The 23,568-nt window shown below is 66.7% G+C and carries 22 protein-coding genes; 12 read left to right on the forward strand and 10 right to left on the reverse strand.

Annotation, left to right across the window (positions count from 1 at the left end; translation table 11 throughout):
- Nucleotides 1-47: 47 nt before the first annotated feature.
- Nucleotides 48-1,061, reverse strand: coding sequence for a 1-aminocyclopropane-1-carboxylate deaminase (locus E8M01_RS24320; RefSeq protein ID WP_136962526.1), 1,014 nt, complete (start codon nt 1,059-1,061; stop codon nt 48-50).
- 291 nt (nt 1,062-1,352) lie between these two features.
- On the opposite strand from E8M01_RS24320, the gene E8M01_RS24325 reads away from it, so the two are divergent.
- The 5 genes from E8M01_RS24325 (at nt 1,353) to minE (ending at nt 4,283) form a co-directional block, all read left to right on the forward strand.
- Nucleotides 1,353-1,853: an Lrp/AsnC family transcriptional regulator gene (locus E8M01_RS24325; protein WP_246088417.1), complete on the forward strand. Its 501-nt coding sequence runs from the start codon at nt 1,353-1,355 to the stop codon at nt 1,851-1,853.
- A gap of 49 nt (nt 1,854-1,902) precedes the next feature.
- On the forward strand, nt 1,903-2,313 hold the full coding sequence (locus E8M01_RS24330; protein ID WP_170182054.1) for a GFA family protein: 411 nt from the start codon (nt 1,903-1,905) through the stop codon (nt 2,311-2,313).
- 207 nt (nt 2,314-2,520) lie between these two features.
- Complete coding sequence (gene minC, locus E8M01_RS24335; protein ID WP_136964800.1) at nt 2,521-3,186, forward strand: septum site-determining protein MinC; 666 nt, start codon at nt 2,521-2,523, stop codon at nt 3,184-3,186.
- 18 nt (nt 3,187-3,204) lie between these two features.
- A complete protein-coding gene (gene minD / locus E8M01_RS24340) occupies nt 3,205-4,020 on the forward strand; it encodes a septum site-determining protein MinD (RefSeq protein ID WP_136962528.1) in 816 nt (271 codons plus the stop codon).
- Entirely contained in the window at nt 4,017-4,283 is a 267-nt protein-coding gene (gene minE / locus E8M01_RS24345; RefSeq protein WP_136962529.1) for a cell division topological specificity factor MinE, read from the forward strand. Before minD ends, minE begins: the two co-directional genes overlap by 4 nt.
- Nucleotides 4,284-4,376: 93 nt before the next feature.
- Here minE and E8M01_RS24350 read toward each other — a convergent pair whose 3' ends face one another.
- Both E8M01_RS24350 and E8M01_RS24355 read right to left on the reverse strand, forming a co-directional pair.
- Complete coding sequence (locus E8M01_RS24350; protein WP_136962530.1) at nt 4,377-5,279, reverse strand: SDR family oxidoreductase; 903 nt, start codon at nt 5,277-5,279, stop codon at nt 4,377-4,379.
- A gap of 65 nt (nt 5,280-5,344) precedes the next feature.
- Entirely contained in the window at nt 5,345-6,103 is a 759-nt protein-coding gene (locus E8M01_RS24355) for an SDR family oxidoreductase (protein WP_136962531.1), read from the reverse strand.
- A 120-nt stretch (nt 6,104-6,223) separates the two neighbouring features.
- Between E8M01_RS24355 and E8M01_RS24360 the strand changes: the two genes are divergently transcribed.
- Nucleotides 6,224-7,117 carry a LysR family transcriptional regulator gene (locus E8M01_RS24360; protein WP_136962532.1) on the forward strand — a complete coding sequence of 298 codons (894 nt, stop codon included), beginning with the start codon at nt 6,224-6,226 and terminating at the stop codon, nt 7,115-7,117.
- 25 nt (nt 7,118-7,142) lie between these two features.
- Here the strand turns inward: E8M01_RS24360 and E8M01_RS24365 are convergent, their stop codons facing one another.
- Together E8M01_RS24365 and E8M01_RS24370 are read right to left on the reverse strand one after the other, a co-directional pair.
- Nucleotides 7,143-8,348, reverse strand: a complete 1,206-nt coding sequence (locus E8M01_RS24365) for a S41 family peptidase (protein ID WP_136962533.1) — start codon at nt 8,346-8,348, stop codon at nt 7,143-7,145.
- Nucleotides 8,349-8,408: 60 nt separating this feature from the next.
- Nucleotides 8,409-10,316 (reverse strand): potassium transporter Kup, encoded by a 1,908-nt coding sequence (locus E8M01_RS24370; protein ID WP_136962534.1) that lies wholly within the window; start codon nt 10,314-10,316, stop codon nt 8,409-8,411.
- Nucleotides 10,317-10,588: 272 nt separating this feature from the next.
- On the opposite strand from E8M01_RS24370, the gene E8M01_RS24375 reads away from it, so the two are divergent.
- From E8M01_RS24375 to E8M01_RS24385, 3 genes are all read left to right on the forward strand, one after another.
- Nucleotides 10,589-11,107 carry a hypothetical protein gene (locus E8M01_RS24375; protein WP_136962535.1) on the forward strand — a complete coding sequence of 173 codons (519 nt, stop codon included), beginning with the start codon at nt 10,589-10,591 and terminating at the stop codon, nt 11,105-11,107.
- A 140-nt stretch (nt 11,108-11,247) separates the two neighbouring features.
- A complete protein-coding gene (locus E8M01_RS24380; protein ID WP_136962536.1) occupies nt 11,248-11,514 on the forward strand; it encodes a hypothetical protein in 267 nt (88 codons plus the stop codon).
- Nucleotides 11,511-12,494, forward strand: a complete 984-nt coding sequence (locus E8M01_RS24385; protein WP_136962537.1) for a D-2-hydroxyacid dehydrogenase family protein — start codon at nt 11,511-11,513, stop codon at nt 12,492-12,494. Before E8M01_RS24380 ends, E8M01_RS24385 begins: the two co-directional genes overlap by 4 nt.
- 36 nt (nt 12,495-12,530) lie before the next feature.
- Here the strand turns inward: E8M01_RS24385 and E8M01_RS24390 are convergent, their stop codons facing one another.
- Nucleotides 12,531-13,553, reverse strand: coding sequence for an aldo/keto reductase (locus E8M01_RS24390; protein WP_136962538.1), 1,023 nt, complete (start codon nt 13,551-13,553; stop codon nt 12,531-12,533).
- Between the two features lie 379 nt (nt 13,554-13,932).
- On the opposite strand from E8M01_RS24390, the gene E8M01_RS35775 reads away from it, so the two are divergent.
- Together E8M01_RS35775 and E8M01_RS24410 are read left to right on the forward strand one after the other, a co-directional pair.
- Nucleotides 13,933-17,826, forward strand: a complete 3,894-nt coding sequence (locus E8M01_RS35775) for an autotransporter domain-containing protein (protein ID WP_170182055.1) — start codon at nt 13,933-13,935, stop codon at nt 17,824-17,826.
- A gap of 349 nt (nt 17,827-18,175) precedes the next feature.
- A complete protein-coding gene (locus tag E8M01_RS24410; protein ID WP_136962540.1) occupies nt 18,176-19,156 on the forward strand; it encodes an AraC family transcriptional regulator in 981 nt (326 codons plus the stop codon).
- Nucleotides 19,157-19,172: 16 nt separating this feature from the next.
- Here the strand turns inward: E8M01_RS24410 and E8M01_RS24415 are convergent, their stop codons facing one another.
- The 4 genes from E8M01_RS24415 to E8M01_RS24430 form a co-directional block, all read right to left on the reverse strand.
- On the reverse strand, nt 19,173-19,964 hold the full coding sequence (locus tag E8M01_RS24415; RefSeq protein WP_136962541.1) for an amino acid ABC transporter ATP-binding protein: 792 nt from the start codon (nt 19,962-19,964) through the stop codon (nt 19,173-19,175).
- 2 nt (nt 19,965-19,966) lie between these two features.
- Complete coding sequence (locus E8M01_RS24420) at nt 19,967-20,752, reverse strand: amino acid ABC transporter permease (RefSeq protein ID WP_136962542.1); 786 nt, start codon at nt 20,750-20,752, stop codon at nt 19,967-19,969.
- Between the two features lies 1 nt (nt 20,753).
- Nucleotides 20,754-21,623, reverse strand: a complete 870-nt coding sequence (locus E8M01_RS24425) for an ABC transporter substrate-binding protein (protein ID WP_136962543.1) — start codon at nt 21,621-21,623, stop codon at nt 20,754-20,756.
- A 135-nt stretch (nt 21,624-21,758) separates the two neighbouring features.
- On the reverse strand, nt 21,759-22,556 hold the full coding sequence (locus E8M01_RS24430) for an SDR family NAD(P)-dependent oxidoreductase (RefSeq protein WP_136962544.1): 798 nt from the start codon (nt 22,554-22,556) through the stop codon (nt 21,759-21,761).
- Between the two features lie 136 nt (nt 22,557-22,692).
- Here E8M01_RS24430 and E8M01_RS24435 point away from each other — a divergent pair, with 136 nt between their 5' ends.
- The gene (locus E8M01_RS24435; RefSeq protein ID WP_136962545.1) at nt 22,693-23,553 is read left to right on the forward strand and encodes a DeoR/GlpR family DNA-binding transcription regulator; all 861 of its coding nucleotides are present in this window, start codon (nt 22,693-22,695) and stop codon (nt 23,551-23,553) included.
- Nucleotides 23,554-23,568 lie beyond the last annotated feature (15 nt).

Here is a 23,568-nt window from a genome sequence, read left to right on the forward strand (position 1 = left end):
TCCTTTTCCTGCGAGCGCAGCAAGAAGGAGGCCATCCCGGTCGCGCTTCAGCCGTTGCGGAAGGCGTAGCCATAGCCGTTGAGCGCCGGAGCGCCGCCGAGATGGGCGTAGAGAACCTTCGACCCCGCAGGGAAATAGCCCTTCTTCACCAGGTCGATCATGCCCTGCATGGATTTGCCCTCATAAACCGGGTCGGTGATCATGCCTTCGAGGCGGGCGCAGAGGCGGATCGCTTCCTTGGTCGCTTCCGACGGCACGCCATAGACCGGATAGGCATAGTCCTCGAGCAGCACGACATCGTCGGCGCCAAGATCCTTGCCGAGCTCGACAAGGGTCGCGGTGTCCCTGGCGATCTTCAGCACCTGCGCCTTGGTCTGCGCCGGCGTGAAGGAGGCATCGATGCCGATCACCTTGCGCTCGCGGCCGTCCTTGGCAAAACCCACCAGCATGCCGGCATGGGTCGAGCCGGTGACGGTGCAGACGACGATATAATCGAAGCTGAAGCCGAGCTCCTTCTCCTGGGCGCGGACTTCCTCGGCGAAGCCGACATAACCGAGGCCGCCGAACTTGTGCACCGAGGCGCCGGCCGGGATCGCATAGGGTTTGCCGCCCTTGGCCTTCACGTCGGCGATCGCGTCTTCCCAGCTCTGCCGGATGCCGATGTCGAAACCTTCGTCGACCAGTTGCACGTCGGCGCCCATGATGCGGCTGAGCTGGATATTGCCGACGCGGTCATAGACGGCGTCCTCGTGCGGCACCCAGCTTTCCTGGACCAGCCGGCACTTCATGCCGATCTTGGCGGCGACCGCCGCGACCATGCGCGTGTGGTTCGACTGCACGCCGCCGATCGACACCAGCGTGTCGGCATTGGAGGCGAGGGCGTCGGGCACGATATATTCGAGCTTGCGCAGCTTGTTGCCGCCGAAGGCCAGGCCGGAATTGCAGTCTTCGCGTTTGGCATAGAGTTCCACCTTGCCGCCGAGATGGACGCCGAGCCGTTGCAGCTTCTCGATCGGCGTCGGTCCGAAGGTGAGGGGATAGCGCGCGAATTTTTCCAACATGATGTCGCCCTTCTGGTGCGAGGAAACCGGCACCAAATGTGAGCCAAGATCGCGTGAATGTGCTTTTGAAGGTGAGGATGGAAAGGCGATGTTATTCGGACATGTTATTTCACTGGAGGATTTTCATTCGAAAATGTCCAAAAAATAGAAAGAATCTTCCTGTGCAGGATCGGGCGATGCGGCCGGTTCCGCGGCAGCGGTCAGATCAGGGCCGTGCCTGACGAATGGGCTTGCAAACCAGGCTTCCCATCCGGTGCCTCACGCTACAATCTCTTCTGGGCGAGGTCGTCAATGACGAAGGATCTTCTCCGCATGGAAGCCGCCGAACAGGTCCCGGAACTCTCCGCCCAGGACAAGAAGATCCTGAAGGCGCTGCAGGAGGACGGGCGGCTGTCGAATGCCGACCTGGCCAAGAAGGTGGGCCTCAGTCCGTCGGCCTGCTGGAACCACACGCGCCGGCTGTTCGACTCTGGCGTCATCAAGGGCGTGCATGCCCTGGTCGACCCCAAGGCGGTTCAGCGCGAGACGGCGGTGCTGGTCGGCATCGTGCTCGACCGCTCGACCCAGGACAGTTTCGCCGACTTCGCCAAGGCCGCCCGCGCGCTGCCTCAGGTGCTCGAATGTTTCCTGGTGGCCGGCGAGGTCGATTATTTCCTGAAGATCCGGGTGCGCGATCTCAATGCCTTCAACCGCTTTCACAGCGAGAAGATCCTGGCGTTGCCCGGGGTCCGGCAGGTGCGCACCTTCTTCGTGCTCGACGAGATCAAGACGGACGGATTGCTGGCATTTTGAGCCTAGCGTTCGGCGACCGGCCGGTTGCCGCACCGAGGGATCAAGACGGATGAAAATCGCCTGTCATTGCGGCGGCTACCAAGCGCGCCTGGCGAAGCCCCCGAATCGGCTGATCAATTGCCATTGCGGCTTCTGCCGGAGCCTCGGGGGCGCGGCCTTCACCACCTGGGCGACGGTGCCGGTCGTCGACCTCACGGTCGAATGCACCGGCGAGCTTCGATCCTATCGGGCCTCGGAGAACGCAATAGGGGTCTTCTGCGCCACCTGCGGAACCCACGTCCACAGCGAGGACCGGCGTTTGCCGGGCAAGATCGGCATTCCCGCCGGCATCATCACCGGCGCCTTGCCACCGCCCTCGGCGCATTATTTCACGGACCACAAGGCCGACTGGTTCAGCATTTCCGACGCGCTGCCCTGCTTTGGCGGCGAAACCGGCTTCGCGCCGAAGGTCACCGCCTAGCGCGCGCCGGTCGCGGCCCGGCGGCTCGCATCGAAAGGTGCCGAATGCCCGGCGCTCGGCTCGGCAATTTTACATTTCATTAACCACGGCGGAATAGCGTTAACACATCAGTAAGGACGCGGCTCCGTGACGACCATCATCCCCATCCAGACGACCAGCGTCACCCCCGTCCCGGGGAAGTCGATACGCTTTCCGGCGCGGTCGTTCATGGCCTTCGCACTGGCGCCCGAAGCGCCGTTGCAGGAGTGGCTGGAAGCCCTGGATCGCTGGACCGAAAACTCTCCGGGGTTCTTCGCCGGCCGGCCGGTCGTATTGGACCTGAAGATCCTCAAGCCCCGGGCAAGCGAGGTCGGCAATCTGGTCGCCCAGCTCGCCGAGCGCGGCATCAGGATTTACGCCATCGAGGCCCAGGGCATCGATTCGCTCGGCCCCGACCTGCCGCCGCTGCTGATCGGCGCCAGGACGTCGGTCATCTTCGATTCGAAGGCGCCGCGCGAGCAGAAGGCCGCCGCCGCGCCGGAGCCCAAGGAAGAGCCTCCGGCTCCGGGCTCGTTGATCATCCAGTCGCCGATCCGTTCCGGCCAGTCGGTCTATCATCCGCAGGGCGATGTCATCGTCCTCGGTTCCGTCGGCTCCGGCTCGGAGATCGTCGCGGGTGGGTCGGTGCATGTCTACGGCACCTTGCGCGGGCGCGTCTTCGCCGGCGCCACCGGCAATGCCGAGGCGCGCATCTTCTGCCGGAAAAACGAGGCTGAGCTGCTGGCCGTGGACGGCTGGTATCACACTGCCGAAGACATGGCGCCGTCGACGCGCGGCAAGCCGATACAGGTCTTTCTTGAGAACGGCGCGATCCAGGTCGCAGCCCTCAACTAATCGATTGGAGATACGGACATGGGCAAGGTCGTCGTCGTCACATCCGGCAAGGGAGGCGTTGGCAAGACAACCTCGACCGCCGCGCTCGGGGCCGCGCTGGCGCAAGCCGGCAAGAAGGTCGTGCTGATCGATTTCGATGTCGGGCTGCGCAATCTCGACCTGGTCATGGGCGCCGAGCGGCGTGTGGTCTTCGACCTCGTCAATGTCGTGCAGGGCCAGGCCAAGCTCACCCAGGCGCTGATCCGCGACAAGCGCATCGCCTCGCTCTACCTGCTGCCCGCTTCGCAGACGCGCGACAAGGATGCCCTCACCGAGGAGGGCGTGGCCGAGGTGATCGCGCCGCTCAAGGAAACCTTCGACTACGTGCTCTGCGACAGCCCGGCCGGCATCGAGCGCGGTGCTCAGCTCGCCATGCGCTTTGCCGATGATGCGGTGATCGTCACCAATCCGGAGGTGAGCTCGGTGCGCGATTCCGACCGCATCATCGGCCTGCTCGACTCCCGGACCTTGAAGGCGGAGCGCGGCGAGAGCGTGACCAAGCACATCCTGGTGACACGTTATGATGCGGCACGCGCCGCCCGCGGCGACATGCTCAGGATCGACGATGTCCTCGAGATCCTGTCCACGCCGCTTCTCGGGATCATCCCGGAAAGCCAAGCGGTCCTGCGCGCATCCAATCTGGGTTCGCCGGTGACGCTCAACGAGCCAGGCAACGCCGCGGCGCGCGCCTATATCGAGGCCGCAAGGCGGCTGGACGGCGAGCACGTTCCGATGGCCCTGCCGACCGACAAGCGGGGGCTCCTCGATCGGCTCCTGGGAAGGAGGGCGGCATGACCCTGTTCGACCTCTTCAGGCGCCGCAGCAGTGCGCCTGTGGCGCGCGAGCGCTTGCAGGTTCTGCTGGCCTATGAGCGCAAGAGCCGCAACCAGCCCGATCTTGTCGCCGTGTTGCGCGAGGAGATCATGGCCGTGATCACCAGACATGTTCAGGTCGATCAGGACCACGTGCAGGTGACCATGGAGCGCGGCGAGACGATGTCGACGCTCGAGATCGACATCCAGATTCCCAATGCAGGCGCGATGGCTGCCGCATTGTAAGCGGGCCCCGAGCTGCCGATAACGAAAAGCCGCCGCCGGCATCAGCCGGCGGCTGCTCGCATTCTGGAGGCCCGATCGCGCGATCGGGCGAGCTCAGCTGTTGATCCCGGGGCCGAGCAGGTCCTGCAGGCCGATGCGCCAGAACATTTCGCGGCGCATGCGGTCGGCGACGCCGTTGACGATCTCGGCGCCGTCCTGCGACGGGTCGACATGGACCCGGAACGGCCGCTTGCCGAACGGTGTGTCGACGACCCGGACGATCGCGCGCGCCACCTCGGCCGGGTCGGCATCGGCCGGTTCGAGCGCTGCCAGCCCCTTCAACGCCTGGTCGGCGACGCCGGCATAGGGACCTGTCCGGTATTCCGCTGCCCGCGCCGCGTCCGAAGGCGCGCCGGAATGGGCGAAATGATTGGTGCCCTTGGTAAAGGCGCCAGGCACCATGATGGTCGTCTCGATGCCCCAGCGCGACAATTCCGCCGAATAGGATACGGCGAGCGCGTCCATCGCCGCCTTGGCCGCGAAATAGGGCGCCAGGAACGGCGGCGTGCCGCCACGCGTCGAGGACGAACCGACCCAGACGAGCAAGCCCCGGCCTTGCCGGCGCAGATGCGGCAGCGCGACGCGGTTGACCCGTTGCGCGCCGAGCACGTTGACGTCGTATTGCTGGATGAACTGGTCCGGGGTGAAGGCCTCGGCGGGGCCGAACACCATGTGGCCGGCATTGTGAACGATGACGTCGAGGCGGCCGGCATCGTCGAGGATATGGGCAATGCCAAACCCAGCGGAAGCATCGGACTGGACGTCCAGTTCGACGCTGCGCAGGTCGACGCCTTGCTGTTCCGCCCAGGCTGCGACTTCGGCGACGCGTGGAGCATTGCGGCCCGTGGTTTCGCGCATCGAGGCATAGACGGTGTGGCCGGCCTCGGCGAGCGCTCGGGCGGTCATGAGGCCGAAGCCCGAGGAGGCGCCGGTGACGAGAATGACGTGCGTGGACATGATGATGTTTCCTGAGGCGGGTGGTTTTCCGGGCGCGGATAAGATTTCGGCGGGAAGGAGCGGGCTCAGATGATCCCGCCATTGGCGCGCAGCGTCTGGCCGTTGATCCAGGCGCCGTCGGGCCCGGCGAGGAAGGCGACGGTTGCCGCGATGTCCTCGGGCTGGCCGAGCCGCTCGAGCGGCGCCATCTTGGCCATGCGGTCGACCAGGTCCTGCGGCTTGCCGTTGAGGAACAGGTCGGTCGCCGTCGGGCCGGGGGCGACCGCATTGACGCTGATCGAACGGCCCCGCAGCTCCTTGACCAGCACGCCGGTCATGGCTTCCACGGCCGCCTTGGTGGCGGCATAGACGCCATAGGTCGGCTGCAGCAGCCCGACGACACTCGACGAGAAATTGATGATCCGGCCGCCGTTGTTCAGCCGGCGCGACGCCTCGCGCAGGGTGTTGAACGTACCCTTGAGATTGACGTCGATCAGCCGGTCGAAAGCGGCATCATCGGTGTCGGCGATGGTCGAGAGCGTCATGATGCCGGCATTGTTGACCAGCACGTCGACACCGCCGAAGGCCGCCTCGGCCTGGTCGAACAGGCCGCGCACGGCCGCGGCGTCGCTGACATCGGCCTTGGCGGTCAGGGCGCGGCCGCCCTTGGTTTCTATTCCGCGGGCAAGCGCTTCGGCCGGCACGGCGTCGCCGGAATAATTGATGACGACGGTGAAGCCGTCGCCGGCGAGCCGCTCGGCAATGGCGGCGCCGATGCCACGCGAGGCGCCGGTGACGATGGCGACCTTGTTGGTGTTGCCAATCTTGGGGTTGATTTCGGTCATGGTCATTCTCCTGGTGATCCCGAGCGGCACGACCGCCTTCGATGGAGAGACCTTGAACCTTTCAATTTTCCGGATAATCATGCATGTCTTGGCATCACTATCCGGGCATGGCGAACAATCATGGACAGGTTCGATGCCATGCGGGTGTTCACGCGGGTGGTGGAGCGCAGGAGCTTCACGCTCGCGGCTGAGGATCTCGGCCTGCCGCGCTCGACCGTCACTGACGCGATAAAGCAGCTCGAGGCGAGGCTCGGCGTCCGGCTGCTGGAGCGCACCACCCGCCATGTCGGCCCGACGCTCGACGGCGAGGCCTATCACCGGCGCTGCCTGGCGCTGATCGCCGATGTCGAGGATGCCGAAGGCGCCTTTGGCGGCGCCAAGCCCAAGGGGCTGCTGCGGGTCGACGTGCACGGCACGCTGGCGCGCCATTTCGTGCTGCCGCGGCTTCAGGCTTTCCTCGCCGAATATCCCGGGATCGAGCTGTTCATGAGCGAGGGCGACCGGCTGGTCGATCTCGTCCGCGAGGGCATCGATTGCGTCTTGCGGGTCGGCGATCTCAAGGATAGCGACATGATCGCGCGGCGGGTGGCAATGCTCGACGAGATCACCTGCGCGGCGCCTGCCTATATCGCGCGCTTCGGCCTGCCCGCGAGCCCGGACGCCTTGCAGGGCCACCGCATGATCGGCTTCCGCTCCTCGGCGACGGGACAGCTCATGCCATTGGAATTCACCATCGACGGAGCCTTGCGCCACATTGCCCTGCCGGCCGTCGTTTCGGTCAATGGCGCCGAGACCTTTGTCGCCGCCGCGCGTCTTGGCCTCGGCCTGATCCAGGTGCCGAAATATCATGTCCAGGACGATCTGGATCGCGGCACGCTGGTCCCGGTCCTCGCCGACCATCCGCCGTCGCCGACGCCGGTCTCGCTGCTTTATCCGCGCAACCGGCAGCTCTCGCCGCGCGTGCGCGTGTTCATCGACTGGCTGGTGCGTGCCTTCGGTGTCGACCGGCGTTGAGCAGACAAAGCAGAGCCGGCTCCGCTCAGTGTCGCAGGCGTTCGGCGAGAAGGCCGATGGCCCGTTCCCTCTGCGGGTCCGCCCCATCGGCATAGCGGCGATCGAAGGCGACCGCGATATCTGGGACGACGCCCGAGCCTTCCAGACGCCCACCGTCCACCCGGACATCCATGACCGCGACGATCAGCAGGCTGTTGTCGCCAAGCACGAAGCCGCGGCCGGCGAGCACCGCGCCTGCTGTCTGCGCCCCGACCAGCGGTATGCCGGCCTTCTTGAGCCCGGAGGCGAGAATTTCCATGCCGGATCGGGCGCCGGCATCGATCAGGCCGACCATCGGCTTCTGCCAGCGCATATTGGCGGTGACGACATTGCCGTCCCGGCCGACCAGTTCCATCGGCAGCGAACGTCCGATGAACATCTCGGCGGCGTCGGCGGGCGCCCCGCCCCAGCGGCCGCGCATGTCGAGAACCAGGCCGTCGGCGTCTTTCAGCGGCGCCGTCGTCAGCAGCTCAGCCAGCAGCCGGCGAACGCCGGGCACGGCATAGGTCCAGATGCGCAGGTAACCCAAGCGCTTGCCATCCCTCTCGACGATGCGGACGCTGTCGCGGATGGCGTCGCGCAGCATGTCGGCGGGCCTGATGGCGATGACCGGCACGGCGATCGTCAGCGGCTGGGCTTCGGCTGTCCGGCGCACGGCAATGTCGACGGTCTGGCCGATGCGCGTCTGGAACGACCCGATCTCGTGGAATGGCTGGCCGTCGACGCTGAGAATCTCGTCACCGGTTCTGACGCCGGCCTTGTCGGCGGGCGAGCCGTCGTAGACATAGGCCGCGAAGATCTTGCCTTCGATCCGGCGCGGCACCAGACCGATGCCGGCATAGGTGATCGTGCCATCAGGCGGAAAGATCTCCCTGGCCCTGTCCCCGGCGCCGGCCGTCCGGTAGGCATCCATCACTTCGTAATAGTCGATCTGATCAGGCGTATAGCGGCCGGTGTGGGAGGCTCCGAGAGCGGCGAGCGCTGCCGCCACCCAGTCAAGGTTCGCCCCGCGTGTGCTCGCCACGGCCTCGAAGGCGGGCAATCTCTGCGGGTCATAAAAGCGGCGGCGAATGATCTCGTCGATCTGCCCGGAGACATGGGCCGCATCCGCCGGAGCCGTCTGGCACCATGCGGCCACCGGGCTCGACCCGATCACGAGCGCGGCGATGATCAATCTCGCAGACAGCTTCATGGCGGGAGCTCTCCTGCCGGATTGTGCGAGGGCGCAGGGGCAGCCCCGCGGGACCGTGGTCTAGATTTCGATCTCGGTTCCGTATTCGACCACCTGCTTGGTCGGCACCCCGAAAAACACCGCCGAGCGTTCGGCATTGCGCTGCATGAAGGCGAACACCGTTTCACGCCACACCGCCATGCCGGCGATCTCGTCATTCGGGATGATCGTCTCCCGGCCGATGTAATAGGTGATTTCGGCCAGATTGATGCCGGGCAACTTGCCCTGCTCGCGGGCCAGCTGCAGGCCACCCGCGATGGTTGGATATTGCATGAAACCGAAACGCAGGATCACCCGCGAAATGCCTTCGATCAGATCGGTCACCTCGACGCGGTCCTCATCGTCGATGCGCGGCGATTCCTCGATGACGACGGTGACCAGCAGGACGCGTTCATGCAGGACACGATTGTGCTTGATGAACTGGGTCAGCGCGAGCGGCACGCCATTGGGCGCCGAGGCGAGAAACGCGGCGATCCCCGGCAGCCGCGCCCGGCAGGTGCCGACCGCGGTCTCGACCAGCTCCTCTTCGGGCTGGCGCAGGTCGGCGCGCGCGCGTTCGACCAGTTTGACCCCGCTGCGCCAGGTCAGCATCAGCGACGCGATGATGGCGGCGAGTACCAGCGGGAACCAGCCGCCCTCCAGCAGCTTGGTCGAATTGGCCGCGAAGAAGATGCAGTCGATGATGAAGAAGAAGCCGTTGACCGCGATCACGATGACCGGCGGATAGCCCCATTTCAGCGCCACCAGCGCCGCCAGCAGCGTGGTGATCGCCATCAGCAGCGACACCGCGATGCCATAGGCCCCGGCGAGCGCTTCGGAACTGCCGAAGCCGATGACGGCGCCAAGCGTTGCCGCCGCCAGCAGCCAATTGACCAGCGGCACATAGATCTGGCCGATCTCGTGGCTGGCGGTGTGGGCGATATGCATGCGCGGCAGGAAGCCGAGCTGGATCGCCTGCTGGGTCAGCGAGAAGACCCCCGAGATGATCGCCTGTGACGCGATCACGGCGGCCAGCGTCGCAAAGGCGATCAGCGGGTAATGCGCCCAGTTGGGGGCCAGCTGGTAGAACGGGTTGCCGATCGCGCTCGGCTCGATGAGCAGCAGCGCGGCCTGGCCGAAATAGTTCAGCACCAGCGCCGGCAGGGCGACGCAGAACCAGGCGAGCCGGATCGGCAGGCGGCCGAAATGACCCATGTCGGCATACATGGCCTCGCCCCCGGTCACCGCCAGAAAGGCGGCGCCGAGAATGGCGAAACTGACGTGGAAATTCTGGTGGATCAGGAAGTTGAAGGCGTAGTGCGGGCTCAGAGCCACGAGCACGCCGGGCGATCTCACAATGCCGTAAATGCCGAGCAGCGCGATCACCACGAACCAGCCGAGCATGACCGGGCCGAAGATCTGGCCGATGAAACCGGCGCCCTTCTTTTGCAGCAAGAACACCCCGATCAGGATGACCACCGTGATCGGCACCACGGCATGGTGCAGCGCTGGTGCGTCGACCTTCAATCCCTCCATGGCGCTGAGCACCGAGATGGCCGGGGTGATCGCGCCGTCGCCGTAAAGCAGCGCCGCGCCGATCAGGCCGACGATCAAAAGCTTGGCGCGCCAGGTCCCGGGTTCGGCATGGCGGGCCGACAGCAGTGCCAGCATGGCGACGATGCCGCCTTCGCCGCGGTTGTCGGCGCGCAGGATGAGCAGCGCGTATTTCAGCGAAATGATCAGGATCAGCGCCCAGAGGATGAGCGAGACGATGCCGAGGATCGCGTCCTGGGTCAGTTCCCCACCGCGCGCCGCGGCCTTGGCCGCTTCCTTCAGCGCGTAGAGCGGGCTCGTGCCGATGTCGCCATAGACGACGCCGAGCGCGCCGAGCGTCGCGGCGGCCGGCAGTGCACCTGATGGTTTCGATGCGCGGGCATGAATGACAGTCATCGTCCACCCGGTCAGCCGCAAGACATGCAGTCTGGAACCGGCCGGCGGAAATTGCTAGGGGCCGGGCGCAAGACCGGCCCTGGAGCGTTGCTCCGCCCTATCGGCCGAGGCCCGGCCCAGCGACGGCCTGGCCATCGCCATGCCTTGGGAAAAGCGTCTTGGGAAAAGCGCCTCGGGAACAATGCCTCGGGAACAGCAATTTTCCCCAAGCGGTGGCGAAGCGGGTGCGGTCTATGGACAGGGCATCGTCTTCAACAAGCGATAGGCCTGCCATGACAACCGCCTCGTCCTTCATTGACGCGCTTCACACCGAGGGTCCGGCGCCCGACCGGGCGGACAAGATGAGCCTCTATGGCTGGCTCGTCGGCCGCTGGACCATGGATGCCGTGATCCATCGGGACGACGGCACCCTGCATAAAGCGGCCGGCGAGATCCATTTCGGCTGGGTGCTCGAAGGCCGCGCCATCCAGGACGTCTGGATCTTGCCGGGCATCTTCTTCGGCACGACGCTGAGGGTCTACGATCCCGGCCTCGATGCCTGGCACATCCTGTGGAGTGACCCGCTGCGGCAGATCTACACGCGCCAGATCGGACGTGCCCGCGGCGGCGACATCGTGCAGGAGGGCACCACCAGTGCTGGCGCGCCGATCCGTTGGAGCTTCACCAGGATCACGCCCGCTTCCTTCCACTGGCTCGGCGAAAGCTCGCCCGACGGCGGCACGACCTGGCGGCTCGAGACCGAATTCTTCGCCCGTCGGGCCGAGGCTTCGTGCGGCTGCCCGCCGCCGTGATCGAAGGCTTGTCGCCAACGGCCGGTGGGCGCTTCGATATCCATATTTCCATAATATGGGTATTGCATCTCTCATATATTAGATCGATTGGCTGGCCGGACCTATGATCGGCCTCGGTGGCAGTCCGGAAGCCAGGCCCGATGACCGATCCGATCGATGCCCTGATCCTCGATCTTGTCGAATGGGTCGCGCGCGGCGAGCGCAGTTATGCCGAGGTGATGGAAGCCTGGCGCACCTCGTGCCCGCGGCTGCCGGTATGGGAGGATGCGATCGATCGCGGGCTGATCACGCGGCGACAGGCCGATGGCCGCGCCCTTGTCGTGATCACGCAATCGGGTCTCGCGCTTCTGGCGCGGTCGCGGCACTCTCCCGGCCCTGGAGCATCAGGGACAGCGCGGCCAGCATGAAGATCACCATTCTCGACGACTATCACGACACACTGCGCACACTTGCCTGTTTCGATAAGCTCGCCGGCCATGAGGTCGAGATCTGGACCGATCATGTCCAGGAGACCGAGCAACTGGCCGCGCGGCTGAAGGATACCGAGGCGCTGGTGCTGATCCGCGAGCGGACCCGCATCGGGGCGGATCTCATCGCGCGGCTCGACAAGCTCCGGCTGATCAGCCAACGCAGCGTCTATCCCCATATCGATGTCGATGCCTGCACCCGGCAAGGCGTGATCATCGCGTCGAACATGCAGGCCGGCGCGCCGTCCTATGCGACCGCCGAGCTGACCTGGGGCCTGATCCTGGCCGCCATGCGCCAGATTCCCCAGCAGATGGCTTCGCTCAGGGCCGGCCAATGGCAAAGCGGCGTCGGCAGCGGCCTGCGCGGCAAGACCCTCGGCGTTTTCGGTTATGGCCGGATCGGCGGCGTCGTTGCCGGTTACGGCAAGGCCTTCGGCATGACGGTGCTGGTCTGGGGGCGCGAGGCCTCGCTCGCCCGGGCCAGGGCCGATGGCCATGCCGTGGCATCCGACAAGGCGGCCTTCTTCGCCGAAAGCGACGTCGTGTCCCTGCATATGCGCCTTTTGGACGCGACGCGTGGCATCGTCACGGCTGGTGACCTCGCGCTGATGCAGCCGACGGCGCTGATCGTCAATACCAGCCGCGCACCGCTGATCGCGCCCGGCGCGCTGGTCGCGGCCTTGCGTGCCGGCCGTCCGGGCATGGCCGCGGTCGACGTCTTCGAGGCGGAGCCGGTGCGCGACACCGGCAATCCCCTGCTGACCATGGCCAATGTCGTCGCAACGCCGCATATCGGCTATGTGACGCGTGAGGACTACGAGATCCAGTTCGCCGACATCTTCGACCAGATCATCGCCTATGGCGCCGGCAAGCCGATCAATGTCGTGAACCCTGACGCCCTTGGTATCCGGCGCTCCTGAGCCGGCATCAGCGCCAGCCCCCGGAGATGCGCTCGGTCAGCCGCCTTCGTTCAGCATGGCGAAGCCACGCTGGTGCCAGACCGGATAGGCCGGCGATACCTGGCTCGCCTCTTCGAGCCTGGCATTCTGCTCGGGCGTCAGCGTCCAGCCGATCGCGCCGATATTCTGGACGAGTTGCTCCTCGTTGCGCGCGCCGATGATGACGCTCGAGACGGTAGGCTTTTGCAAGAGCCAGTTGAGCGCCACCTGCGGAATGGTCTTGCCGCAATCCTTGGCCACGGCGTCGAGCGCCTCGACGATCTTGAACAGCCGCTCTTCCTCGAAGCGCGGACCGGTTCCGGCGATGTCATGGGCGCGGGTGCCGGGCGCGGCCGGCTGGCCACGCCGGATCTTGCCGGTGAGCTTGCCCCAGCCGAGCGGGCTCCAGACCACCGCGCCGACGCCCTGGTCGCGTCCGAGCGGCATCAGCTCCCACTCGTAGTCGCGGTTGAGCAGCGAATAATAGGCCTGATGGGCGACATAACGCGGATAGCCGTAGCGGTCGGAGGCGGCGAGCGACTTCATCAGGTGCCAGCCGGAAAAGTTGGAACAGCCGACATAGCGGACCTTGCCGGCGCGGACGAACTGGTCGAGCGTCGCCAGCGTCTCTTCCACCGGCGTGTTGTAGTCCTGCCCGTGCAGTTGCAAGAGGTCGATATGGTCGGTGCCGAGCCGCAGCAAGGCCTTGTCCACCGCCTCGATCAGGTGCTGGCGTGACGAGCCGAAATCGTTGGGGCCGTCGCCGGTCGGGAAGGTCGCCTTGGTCGAGATCAAGAGCCGCTGGCGCTTGCCTTTGATCGCTTCACCCAGGATCTGTTCGGCCAGCCCGCCGGAATAGACGTCGGCGCTGTCGAACATCGACACGCCATGGTCGAGGCAGACGTCGATCAGCCGCGAGGCGCCGGCCGCGTCGGTCGAGCCCCAGGCCTTGAAGAAGTCGTTGCCGCCACCGAAGGTCCCGGTGCCGAAGCTGAGGGCGGGCACGCGCAGGCCCGAATGTCCAAGACGCCGATAATCCATGCCGGTTTCTCCTGTGCTCGGCCGTCTCGCCGGCAGCGCCGCCGCTACGTCGCGCCCGCGTGGCTGTTCGGCTCTCGTCGATGATCGAAAGGCGATCATCGGGGATGGTCGAAAAGACCATCACGCCGGGGCCTGGTTCGCAACGACCGCGGACGAGGCAGCAGCCTTGCCGATACCGCATCCGGCGCTTGCGCCAGCGGCACCATGCGGGGCTGTGTGTCGCTAAGGGCACATGTCGGCGAAATGCGTCTGCGGCAGGCGCGCGCGACAAACTCATGCGCTGAGTGAGAAGACGGCACCATGCGACGCCGCGACAAACGCCCCACGATCCGAGTCCCGCCGCCAATGGCCGGCGACCGGATCCCGCGCGGGGCAGGGCATGAATTTCGAGGTCGGACGGCGCAAGGCCGTCCTTGCAGTCTCACAGATCCGTGGCGCGTCGGCCTTGCGTGCGGCCCTGCTGGCATCGTCCATGCTGATCGGGCTCGCCACGCCGGCCTTCGCCATCGACATTGCCGTTTCCGACGCGGCAGGCCTGTCCTCGGCCATTGCGAATGCCAATCCGGGCGATCGCATCGTCCTTCAAAACAACATCGCGCTGGGCTCCACCCTGTTGCCGCCGGTGTCCAGCAACATCACCATTGACGGTGGTGGCCACACCATCGATGCGCAGGGCAACAACCGCATCTTCTTCCTCGACAGCAGCGCGACCATCCAGAACGTCACGCTGAAGGGCGGTGCGGCGACCGGTGGCGCGGGTGGCTCGGGCATCGGTGCCGGCGGCGGTGGTTTGGGCGCGGGCGGCGCGATCTTCGTCAATAGCGGCACGGCCACCGTCAGCAATGTCAGCTTCAGCGACAATACGGTGACCGGCGGCAGCGGTGGCAACCGTGTCTTCGGCGGGACGCCCGGTGGCGGCGGTGGCGGTGGCCTGGGCGGCAGCGGCGGCAGCGCGGGACAGAATGCCGGCGGCGGCGGTGGCGGTTACAGCGGCGGTGGCGGCGGCAGCGGCGGCGTGAGCGGTGGGTTCACCATCACTGGCGGCGCCGGCGGCACAGGGCCCGGCGGCAGTGGCGGCAACGGCGGCACCGGCACCAGCGGAACTGCCGGTACGAATGGCGGCGCTGGCGGCGCAGGGGCCGTCGCCCATGGCGCCTACAACACGGGTGGTGGCGGCGGTGGTGGCGGCACCGGCGGTGGCGCCGGGGGCTCCGGCTCGTCGAACGCTACGGATGGCGGCGGCGGCGGTGGCGGCGGTGGTCTTGCCGCGGGCTCAGGCGGGGTGGGCGGGACCAACGGCGCCGGCACGGATGGTGGAAGAGGTGGCGGTGGCGGCGGCGGCGGCGCGGACAGCAGTGGCGGCAGCGGCGGCGACTTCGGCGGCGGTGGCGGCGGTACCATGAGCGGAACCGCCGGTGTCGGTGGGTTCGGCGCCGGCGGCGGCGGCGGTGGTTATAACACCACGGGTGGCGCTGGCGGCTTCGGTGGTGGCGGCGGCGGCGGCGGCAATGTTGGAGACGGCGGCAGCGGCGGCACGGGCGGCGGAAACGGGGCCGGCTTCGATGGCGGCTCTCGCGGCGGCGGCGGCGGCGGCGCCGGCTTCGGCGGCGCGATCTTCGTGCGCGATGGTGCCTCTCTGAACATCACCGGCTCCGGTACGTTCAGCGGCGGCAGCGCCGCCGGCGGCGCCGGGGGCAGTGTCGGGGGCGGCAATGGTGCGGCGGCGGGCTCCGACCTGTTCCTGGCGAACGGAACCACCACGTTCAATCCGACGGGCACGCTGACCTTCAACGGAACGATCGGCGACGCCAGCGCGTCGAGCGTGCCGACCGGCCAGGGCTTCGTCGCCGGCAGCGGCCCCGGCGCCGCCATCGCCGTCACCGGCGGCACGGTGGTGCTGAACGGCGCCAATACCTATGCCGGCGGTACGACACTCTCAGGCGGCGTCACGGTTGCGGGCCATGCAGCGGCCTTCAGCACCGGCATGATGACGTTTTCCGGCGGCACCCTCAGGGCCGGCGCCGCCGACCTGACGATCGGTAATCAGATCACGCTCGCCACGGGCGGCGGCACCGTCGATACCGACGGGCGGACGCTGACGCTCTCCGGCGTCATCACCGGGGGCGCCGACCTGACCAAATCCGGCGCCGGTACGCTCATCGTCCATTGGCTCTCCAATACCGGCACGACGACGGTCTCGGCCGGCACCTTGCAGGGCGGAGCAGCCTATGCCTTCGGCATGCAGAGCGCCTATGTGGTCGCGTCGGGTGCGACCCTCGACCTCGGCGGTTTCGACCAGGCCATCGGCTCGCTTGCCGGCGCCGGCACCGTCACCAATGGCGCCACCTTGCGGCTGGTCGGCACGTCCAATGCCAGCACGACCTTTTCCGGGGTGATCCGCGACGGCGCGGGCACGCTCGGGCTCGAACTGGATATTGCTGGAACCCTGACGCTGACCGGCGCCAGCACCTATACCGGCGGCACGCGGATCTGCGACTGCTCGACGCTGCAGATCGGCAATGGCGGCATGACCGGATCGATCGTCGGCGACGTCGTCAATTATGGCGCTCTCGTCTTCAACCGATCCAACACCTACCAGTTCGATGGCGTCATCTCGGGCGACGGCGCGATCCGCCAGATCGGCGGTGGCCGCACGATTCTCACTGGCAATTCCAGCGGTTTTGGCGGCTTGACGACGATCGAGGCCGGCACGCTTTCGGTCAACGGCATGCTCGGTGGCACCCTCGCGGTGCTCTCGGGTGGCACGCTCGGCGGCACCGGCACGGTTGGCAACACGGTCGTCGCCGCAGGTGGTGTGCTGGCGCCCGGCAATTCGATCGGCACGCTGACGGTCGCGGGCAATCTGGCCTTCGCGGCCGGATCGAGCTACCGGGTCGAGGTATCGCCCACCACCGCCGACCGCACCACTGTCACCGGCACGGCATCGCTTGCCGGCACGGTGACGGCAAGCTTCCAACTCGGCGCGCCGATCAGCAGGCAATATGCCATTCTCCATGCCGCAGGCGGTGTCAGCGGGACATTCGATCCGGGCGTCGTCACCAACCTGCCGGCAAGCCTCAAGTCGAGCCTGAGCTATGATGGCACCCATGCCTATCTCAACTTCGACATCGCCTATTCCGGTCTCCCGAGAAACCAGCAGAGCGTCGCCGACGCTATTGCCGCGTCGTTCCGCGGTACCGGCAGTCTTCCCATGATCTTCGCGGCGATGACGCCGGGCGGCCTGACGACGGTCTCCGGCGAGGTCGCGGCCGGCACTCAGCAGGCGGCATTCAACGGCGCCAGCCTGTTCCTGAACCTCATGCTCGACCCGATGGCCGGCGCCCGCGGCGCGACCGCGTCCGCACCCGGTTCGTCGCTGATCGAGATGGCTGATCTGTCGGCCGGACCGACGCCGGCCGCCCGCGTCGAAGCCGGCTGGAGCGTCTGGACCAAGGCCTCCGGCCAGGCCGGACGCTCGGCCTCGGATGCCGGGCTCAGCGCGGCCGGGACCACATCCTCGATGTTCGGCGTCGCCGCCGGCGCCGACAAGCGGATCGCGGCCGACACCCTCGTCGGTTTCGCGCTATCAGGTGGCGGAAGTTCCTTCGGCGGGCGCGGCAGCGCCAGCGGCGACTTCTTCCAGGCTGGCCTCTACGGCTCGACGCGGCTCGGCGAGGGCTATCTCTCGGCGGCGCTTGCTTATGGCTGGAACCGTTTCGACGTGTCGCGTCAGGTGAGTGTCGGCGGGCTCAGCGAGACCTACACGTCGTCGCCGGTCGGCCATACCTTGGGCGGCCGGATCGAGGCCGGCCGGCGCTTCGGCACGCGGGCGCTCGCCTGGACGCCCTATGCGGCGGTCGAAGCGATCGGCTATTCGGCTTCGGCCTATTCCGAGGGCTTCGCCGCGCCGGCCACCGGCATTTTCGCGCTGACCTATGGCGCCAGGACGAGTGGCACCTTGCGCACCGAACTGGGGCTTCGCCTCGACAGCCTGACGCCCTTGGCGCCGGGCGCCGATCTCCTCACCTTCGGCAGGCTCGCCTATGGCTATCAGGCGGGAACCCAGCGCTCGATCGACGCGGCGTTTCAGACGCTTGCCGGTTCCGGTTTCGCGGTGTTCGGCGCGCGCGCTTCGACCCATACCATGCTCGCCTCGTTCGGCGCCGAGGCCAGGCTTGCCGGCGGCATGCGGGCAACCGCGTCGCTCGATGGCGAACTTGGCGATCGCCATCGCTCGATCCGGGCCAATCTGGGGTTGCGGCACAGCTGGTAGGGGGCGGGCGCCAGTCTGGTCGCTGGCGACACCGCCGGGAAGACCGGCATCACCGCGGGCCAGCGAAACCGGGATTTCCGGCCGGAGTTCGCTTGCCTTTTCCAGCCGGTTCGACCTCGCGCATGCCGCGCATGGCGTGATCCGTGCGAGATACCGGCCGCTGGCCGGGAGGGATCATGCGGGACACGCGCTGCGCTCGACGTCGCTGTCCGGCCACGCCGGCGACGGTGCTTCGGCTTGCTTGCTGCCTCGCAGCGGGACAGCTATGTTTACAACCGGAACAATACCTTGATCGCCTGGCGGCCGGCTGCTCCCGAGCGCGGTCCAGCGGTCGCGGAACCGCCGCCTGATGCTTTCCTGGTCCACCGACGAGCTCCGACCGCACGAGCGCTTCGATCATTGGCGCGAGGTGCGCGGCAAACATTTGGCCGGCGTAACCATGGATATCGACCGCGACAAGCGGGGCGATTTCCGCGGCCGGTTTTCCTCCATGCCGCTCGGCAGTGCGCTGCTCTCCGAAATTCAGGCCACCGCCTATGACGTCAGCCGCAACCGGGAGGATATAAACCGGCTCTCCAGCGACAGCCTGCGCATCTCCCACCTGATCGAAGGTCCGGGCTGGTGCGACACGCCGCGCGGGCGTGTCTATATGGACGCAGGGGCGATATCGACCAGCTATTCCGACTTGCCCTTCGCCTTGGCCCAACGTCCCGGCTCGATGCATGTCCGGCTGTTGCGGATCCCAATCGACGGTCATGAAGCGCTCGCCCGGTCGGCCCGCGATTTTCACACCGAAACGCTGGCGCCCGACAGCCGCTATTCCAAGCTGATCCGGGCGTCGTTCCTCAGCCTGGCCGACGCCGGCGCCCAGCTCGCCGCTGCCGAGGCCGACAGCGCCATCGGCCATCTGGCCCAGCTCGTGCTGCTGTCGCGGGGCGCCATTGGCCGCAGCACGCCGGAAAGCCGGGAGGCGGTGCGTGCCGCCCATCTCACGGCCGCGCGGCGGATCATCGCCGGCAATCTGTATCGCCAGGATCTTGGGGTCGAAACCCTGGCCAAGGCACTGGTCATCTCGGTCCGGCAGGTGCACATGCTGTTCGAGCCGACCGGCATGTCCTGCCATCGTACGATCACGGCGATGCGGCTCGACGAGGTCCGCCGGCTGCTGGCGCAGACGCCGGAGCGTCCGGTCATCGACATCGCCTTTGCTTGCGGTTTCGACAGCCTCGCCACGTTCTACCGGGCTTTCCGCAGGGCCGAAGGCGCAACGCCTGGCGACTACCGGCATGCCGTGCTGTACGACAGCCCCGGGGTCATGATGCGCCGATAAGGCCGGCCCCTGTCCGTCAGTGGATCGTCGACAGGAAGGCCTTCAGGCGGGGGCTCGGCTGCGCGCCGAAGAACTGTTCCGGCGGGCCCCCGTAATCGACCATGCCGTTCTCCATCAGCATCACCCGGTCCGACACCTGCCGCGCGAAACTCATCTCGTGAGTGACGATGATCATGGTCATGCCGGAGCTCGCCAATTCGGCGATGACGCTGAGAACTTCGCCTGTCGTCTCGGGATCGAGCGCGCTGGTCGGTTCGTCGAACAGCATCAGCTCCGGGTTCATCGCCAGCGCCCGTGCGATCGCGGCGCGCTGTTGCTGGCCGCCCGACAGCTTCGACGGGAAGGCGTTGGCCTTTTCCGCGAGACCCACCCGTTCCAGCAGTTCCATGGCCTTGCGCTCCGCCTGGTGGCGCGGCTGGCCGAGCACCAGCACCGGCGCTTCGATGATGTTTTCCAGGACGGTCATGTGCCAGAACAGGTTGAACTGCTGGAACACCATGCCGATGCGCCGCCGCTGGGCGACGATCCGGCGATTGCTCAAGGCAACGAGCTTGCCGTCCCGCGCTTCCTCGAAGCCGATCAGCGCGTCGCCGACATAGATCCGTCCCGCCTGGTAGGTCTCGAGCTGATTGATGCAGCGCAGGAAGGTGCTCTTGCCCGAACCCGACGGACCGATGATCGACATCACCTGCCCGCGTTCGACCGACAGGTCGACGCCCTTCAGCACCTGATGCGAGCCGAACCACTTCTGGACATTCTGGGCGCGGACCAGCGCCGTCGGCGCCGGCATCGCGTTTTCGGTCGCCATCGCTACCTCCTATCGGTTGCCGGAGTGGCTCCGGCGCGCAGGTAGAACGCCGCGCTCTGTGTCCAGGTGGTCACCGGCTCGTCCAGTTCATGGGCGCGCAGCTTGGTCTCGATCACGCCCTGGACGAAGTTCCAGACCGTGGTCAGCACCAGATAGGTGATCGACAGCACGATCAGCAGCTCGAACGTCTTGAAGGTCGTCGCCGACATGCTCTCGGTCAGCTGGAAGATCTCCTGGACGCCGATGACGCTGGCCAGCGACGTCGTCTTCAGGATGTGGTTGAAGTCGTTGCCGAGCGGCGGAACGATCACCCGGGTGGCTTGCGGCAGGATGATCCGCCGCGTCACCTGCAATGTTCCCATGCCGAGCGACTTGGCGGCTTCGATCTGGCCGCGCGCGACGGCCTGGATGCCGTTGCGCACGATCTCGGCCATATAGGCGCCTTCGTGAATGCCGAGCCCGATCACTGCCGCCTGGAACGAGGCTGAGATGGTCAGTCCGCCGACCGTCAGGTCGGCGAACCGGAAGAACCCGGCGGCGGCCAGGCCCGAGAAGAAAAACACCAGCAGGACCAGCACCGGGATGCCGCGAATGAGCCAGACATAGAAGCCGCAGGCCCAGGCGACCGGCCTGAACCGCGACAGCCGGCCGAAGCCCACGAGGACGCCGATGACCAGGCCGAGCAGCATGGCCAGGACGGCCATGACGATGGTCTTGCCGATGGCCAGGAGATAGAGGTCCCCGGGATTGGTCAGCCGCTCCCAGAAGAAGGCCCAGTCGAAACCCATCTCAGAGTTCCGAGCCCTGCATGTTCCATTTCTCGATGAGCTTGCGATAGGTGCCGTCGGTGACGATCGCCTCGAAGCTCCTCTTCATGGCCTCGCCGAGTTCGCCATTGCCCTTTTGCAGCCCGATACCGGTCAGAATGAGCCCGAACGGGTTGCCTTCCGGTCTGAAATCATTCGGCCTGAGGCCGATATAATAGGAGGCGGCGGTCGTCGTGGTGCCGAGCACCTCGATCTGGCCGGTGGCCAGCTGCTGGAACGTCTCGGTCGTTGTCGGCAGAACGACCAGGTTGATCTCCGGCCTGCCGGCCGCCTTCAGCCGGGCATTGGCCTCCAACGCCAGGGTGTGGATGGTCGTGCCGTTGGGGACCGCCATCTTGCGGCCGGACAGATCATCCAGCGAGCTGGCCCGCAAGGTGCTGGTCTTGGTCGTGACGATGCGCTGGCCGGTCCGCGAGAACGGGATCATGTCGATGACCTCGAGCCGCTCCGGCCGGATGAACAGTTCCTGCATCAGCGCATCGCATTGCCGCGCCTGCAGGGCCGGAACGAGGCCGACAAATTTCAGCTGCACCCAGTTGACCCTGAGGCCCATGCGCGCCGCGATCTCGGTGCCGAGCTCCACCTCGAAGCCGGTCGGGCGCTGCTGCGTGTCGTGGAAGGCGCGGGGCGGATTGTCGATGGTTGCGCAATAGGTGATCGTGCCCTTGGCGGCGAGTGCGGCCGGCGGCGCGATCCGCTGCTGCGCGAAGGCTGCCATGATGCCGCCCGGGATCAACGCCGCGCCGAGCAGGGCGGTGGCGACGACGGCTCGGCGGCTTGCAAGGGTGCGCAAGCGTCCGAGCCGGTGCGAGAGCGAAGTCTTATGGTCCATTGTCTGTTTCCCCCGTTGTCATGTCATCTGCCGATCCGGAAGCCTGAGCGCCAACCTGCGCGAAATCCTCAGTCCGTGATCGAATATGTTCGATCTCTGCGACGGCCACCGGGCCGGCGAGGGTTGCAACGGCGCTCACGTCATGTAGACGCCACCGGTGACGTTGACGCCCTGTCCGGTCATGAAGCGCGCCTGGCTGGAACAGAGGAACAGCACGACGTCGGCGACATCCTCCGGCTCCTCCAGGCGCCCGAGCGGCGTCTGCGCCACGTAGTCTGAGATCACCCGCTCCGGTGTGACCTGCCGCAGAGCGGCTTCCCAGGCGACCTCGCGGGATTGCATTCCGGTCTTGACGAAGCCCGGACACACGGCATTGACGCGGATGCCGTGCGGCGCGAGTTCGCGGGCGAGCGCTTGGGTCCAGCCGAGCACGGCGAATTTCGAGGCCGAATAATGCGCCAGCAGCGGCGCGCCGACCTTGGCCGCGAGCGAGGCGGTGTTGACGATGCAGCCGGTGCCTTGCGCAACGAAATGGCGGGCTGCCACCTGGTTTGTCAGGAACACGCCGCGGGCATTGACCGCGAAGCTGAAGTCCCAGTCCTCGTCGGTGAGGTCGATGGCGTGCTGCATGGTCGAGACGCCGGCATTGGCGATGAGAATGTCGCAGCCGCCGAGCGTGTCGAGCGCGGCCGCCCAGGCGGCCTCGACCGATCGCCTGTCCCTGACATCGACAGGCAGGGCGATGGCGCCGTGGCCGATCTCGCCGGCGGTCGCCCGGGCCGCCTCGATGTCGAGATCGGCGATCGCGACCCGGACACCCTGGCGGGCGAGCGCCGCCGATATCGCGCGCCCGATGCCGGCGCCGCCGCCGGTCACGACGGCACGCCTGCCGGCCAATTCGGGAAAGACCGGATGGGCTGCGGCATTCGACATCGCGGGAGGGCTCCGAGGAGGATGGGAGCACTAGATAGCAAACATAAATTGACATCAAGACGAAATTTGATGTTTGAAAATGTTCGAATATCAACTAAGAGGAACCTCTGCCTGAGGCGCTGCCCACGGATTCGGAATGGACGATCACGACAATCCCGCCGGTCCTGGCGTGCCCCATCCGGTCCCGGAGCGCGATCGGTCGCGCCTTCTCGGCCGGCAGCGCCACGCCCATATTCTCGATCAGCTGGCGGCCGCCGGATCGGTCACGGTGAGTGTGCTCGCGGAGGCGCTCGACGTCTCGGATATGACCATCCGGCGCGACCTTCTGGAACTGGAAGGCGAGGGGCGCTTGCGGCGCATCCATGGCGGTGCGGTTCCACCCGACAGCCTGCCGCCGGTCTCGATGGACAGCGAGGAACCGAGCTTCGACGCGCGCCTGCGCCAGCGCCGCGCGGCCAAGGAGGCGGTCGCCGCCGCGGCCGCCGCGATCGTCGCGAAATATCGGACGATCGCGCTTGATGTCGGCACCACGACCTTCCTCATGGCCGGCCACCTGAAGGGCCTGCAGCACGCCAAGATCTTCACCAACAGCCTGCGCATCGCGGCCGCGCTGGATGGCGTCGCGCCGGACGTCTATGTCGCCGGCGGCCGTCTGCGCCCCGACGAGATGTCGACCTTCGGGCCGTCGGCGGTCGCCCAGTTCGAGGCGTTGTGGTTCGACGTCGCTGTTATCGGCGTCTCCGGCATCACCGCTGAAGGCCTGTTCGATTATTCGTTCGAGGATGCCGACCTGAAGCGCGTCTACCTGCGCCGCTCCGGCCTCAAGATCGTGGTCTGCGACAGCGCCAAGTTCCAGCGCATGTCGCTCGTTCACATCGCTCCGTTGCCGGACATCAATGTCCTCATCACCGATGCCGAGCCTCCCGAGAGGCTGGCGGCTGTCTTGGCCGCTTCGCGCGTCGAGGTGCGCATCGCCAGGCCGCCGGCGGGCGCATGACGCGCTGCCGGCGGC

Origin of the sequence: Phreatobacter stygius, assembly GCF_005144885.1 — a bacterium.
Taxonomy (GTDB): domain Bacteria; phylum Pseudomonadota; class Alphaproteobacteria; order Rhizobiales; family Phreatobacteraceae; genus Phreatobacter; species Phreatobacter stygius.

Coding starts and splice junctions, on each gene's coding strand:
- E8M01_RS24320 (WP_136962526.1), bottom strand. CDS start 1,061: ATGTTGGAAAAATTCGCGCGCTATCCCCTCACCTTCGGACCGACGCCG.
- E8M01_RS24325 (WP_246088417.1), top strand. CDS start 1,353: ATGACGAAGGATCTTCTCCGCATGGAAGCCGCCGAACAGGTCCCGGAA.
- E8M01_RS24330 (WP_170182054.1), top strand. CDS start 1,903: ATGAAAATCGCCTGTCATTGCGGCGGCTACCAAGCGCGCCTGGCGAAG.
- minC (WP_136964800.1), top strand. CDS start 2,521: ATGGCCTTCGCACTGGCGCCCGAAGCGCCGTTGCAGGAGTGGCTGGAA.
- minD (WP_136962528.1), top strand. CDS start 3,205: ATGGGCAAGGTCGTCGTCGTCACATCCGGCAAGGGAGGCGTTGGCAAG.
- minE (WP_136962529.1), top strand. CDS start 4,017: ATGACCCTGTTCGACCTCTTCAGGCGCCGCAGCAGTGCGCCTGTGGCG.
- E8M01_RS24350 (WP_136962530.1), bottom strand. CDS start 5,279: ATGTCCACGCACGTCATTCTCGTCACCGGCGCCTCCTCGGGCTTCGGC.
- E8M01_RS24355 (WP_136962531.1), bottom strand. CDS start 6,103: ATGACCGAAATCAACCCCAAGATTGGCAACACCAACAAGGTCGCCATC.
- E8M01_RS24360 (WP_136962532.1), top strand. CDS start 6,224: ATGGACAGGTTCGATGCCATGCGGGTGTTCACGCGGGTGGTGGAGCGC.
- E8M01_RS24365 (WP_136962533.1), bottom strand. CDS start 8,348: ATGAAGCTGTCTGCGAGATTGATCATCGCCGCGCTCGTGATCGGGTCG.
- E8M01_RS24370 (WP_136962534.1), bottom strand. CDS start 10,316: ATGACTGTCATTCATGCCCGCGCATCGAAACCATCAGGTGCACTGCCG.
- E8M01_RS24375 (WP_136962535.1), top strand. CDS start 10,589: ATGACAACCGCCTCGTCCTTCATTGACGCGCTTCACACCGAGGGTCCG.
- E8M01_RS24380 (WP_136962536.1), top strand. CDS start 11,248: ATGACCGATCCGATCGATGCCCTGATCCTCGATCTTGTCGAATGGGTC.
- E8M01_RS24385 (WP_136962537.1), top strand. CDS start 11,511: ATGAAGATCACCATTCTCGACGACTATCACGACACACTGCGCACACTT.
- E8M01_RS24390 (WP_136962538.1), bottom strand. CDS start 13,553: ATGGATTATCGGCGTCTTGGACATTCGGGCCTGCGCGTGCCCGCCCTC.
- E8M01_RS35775 (WP_170182055.1), top strand. CDS start 13,933: ATGAATTTCGAGGTCGGACGGCGCAAGGCCGTCCTTGCAGTCTCACAG.
- E8M01_RS24410 (WP_136962540.1), top strand. CDS start 18,176: ATGCTTTCCTGGTCCACCGACGAGCTCCGACCGCACGAGCGCTTCGAT.
- E8M01_RS24415 (WP_136962541.1), bottom strand. CDS start 19,964: ATGGCGACCGAAAACGCGATGCCGGCGCCGACGGCGCTGGTCCGCGCC.
- E8M01_RS24420 (WP_136962542.1), bottom strand. CDS start 20,752: ATGGGTTTCGACTGGGCCTTCTTCTGGGAGCGGCTGACCAATCCCGGG.
- E8M01_RS24425 (WP_136962543.1), bottom strand. CDS start 21,623: ATGGACCATAAGACTTCGCTCTCGCACCGGCTCGGACGCTTGCGCACC.
- E8M01_RS24430 (WP_136962544.1), bottom strand. CDS start 22,556: ATGTCGAATGCCGCAGCCCATCCGGTCTTTCCCGAATTGGCCGGCAGG.
- E8M01_RS24435 (WP_136962545.1), top strand. CDS start 22,693: ATGGACGATCACGACAATCCCGCCGGTCCTGGCGTGCCCCATCCGGTC.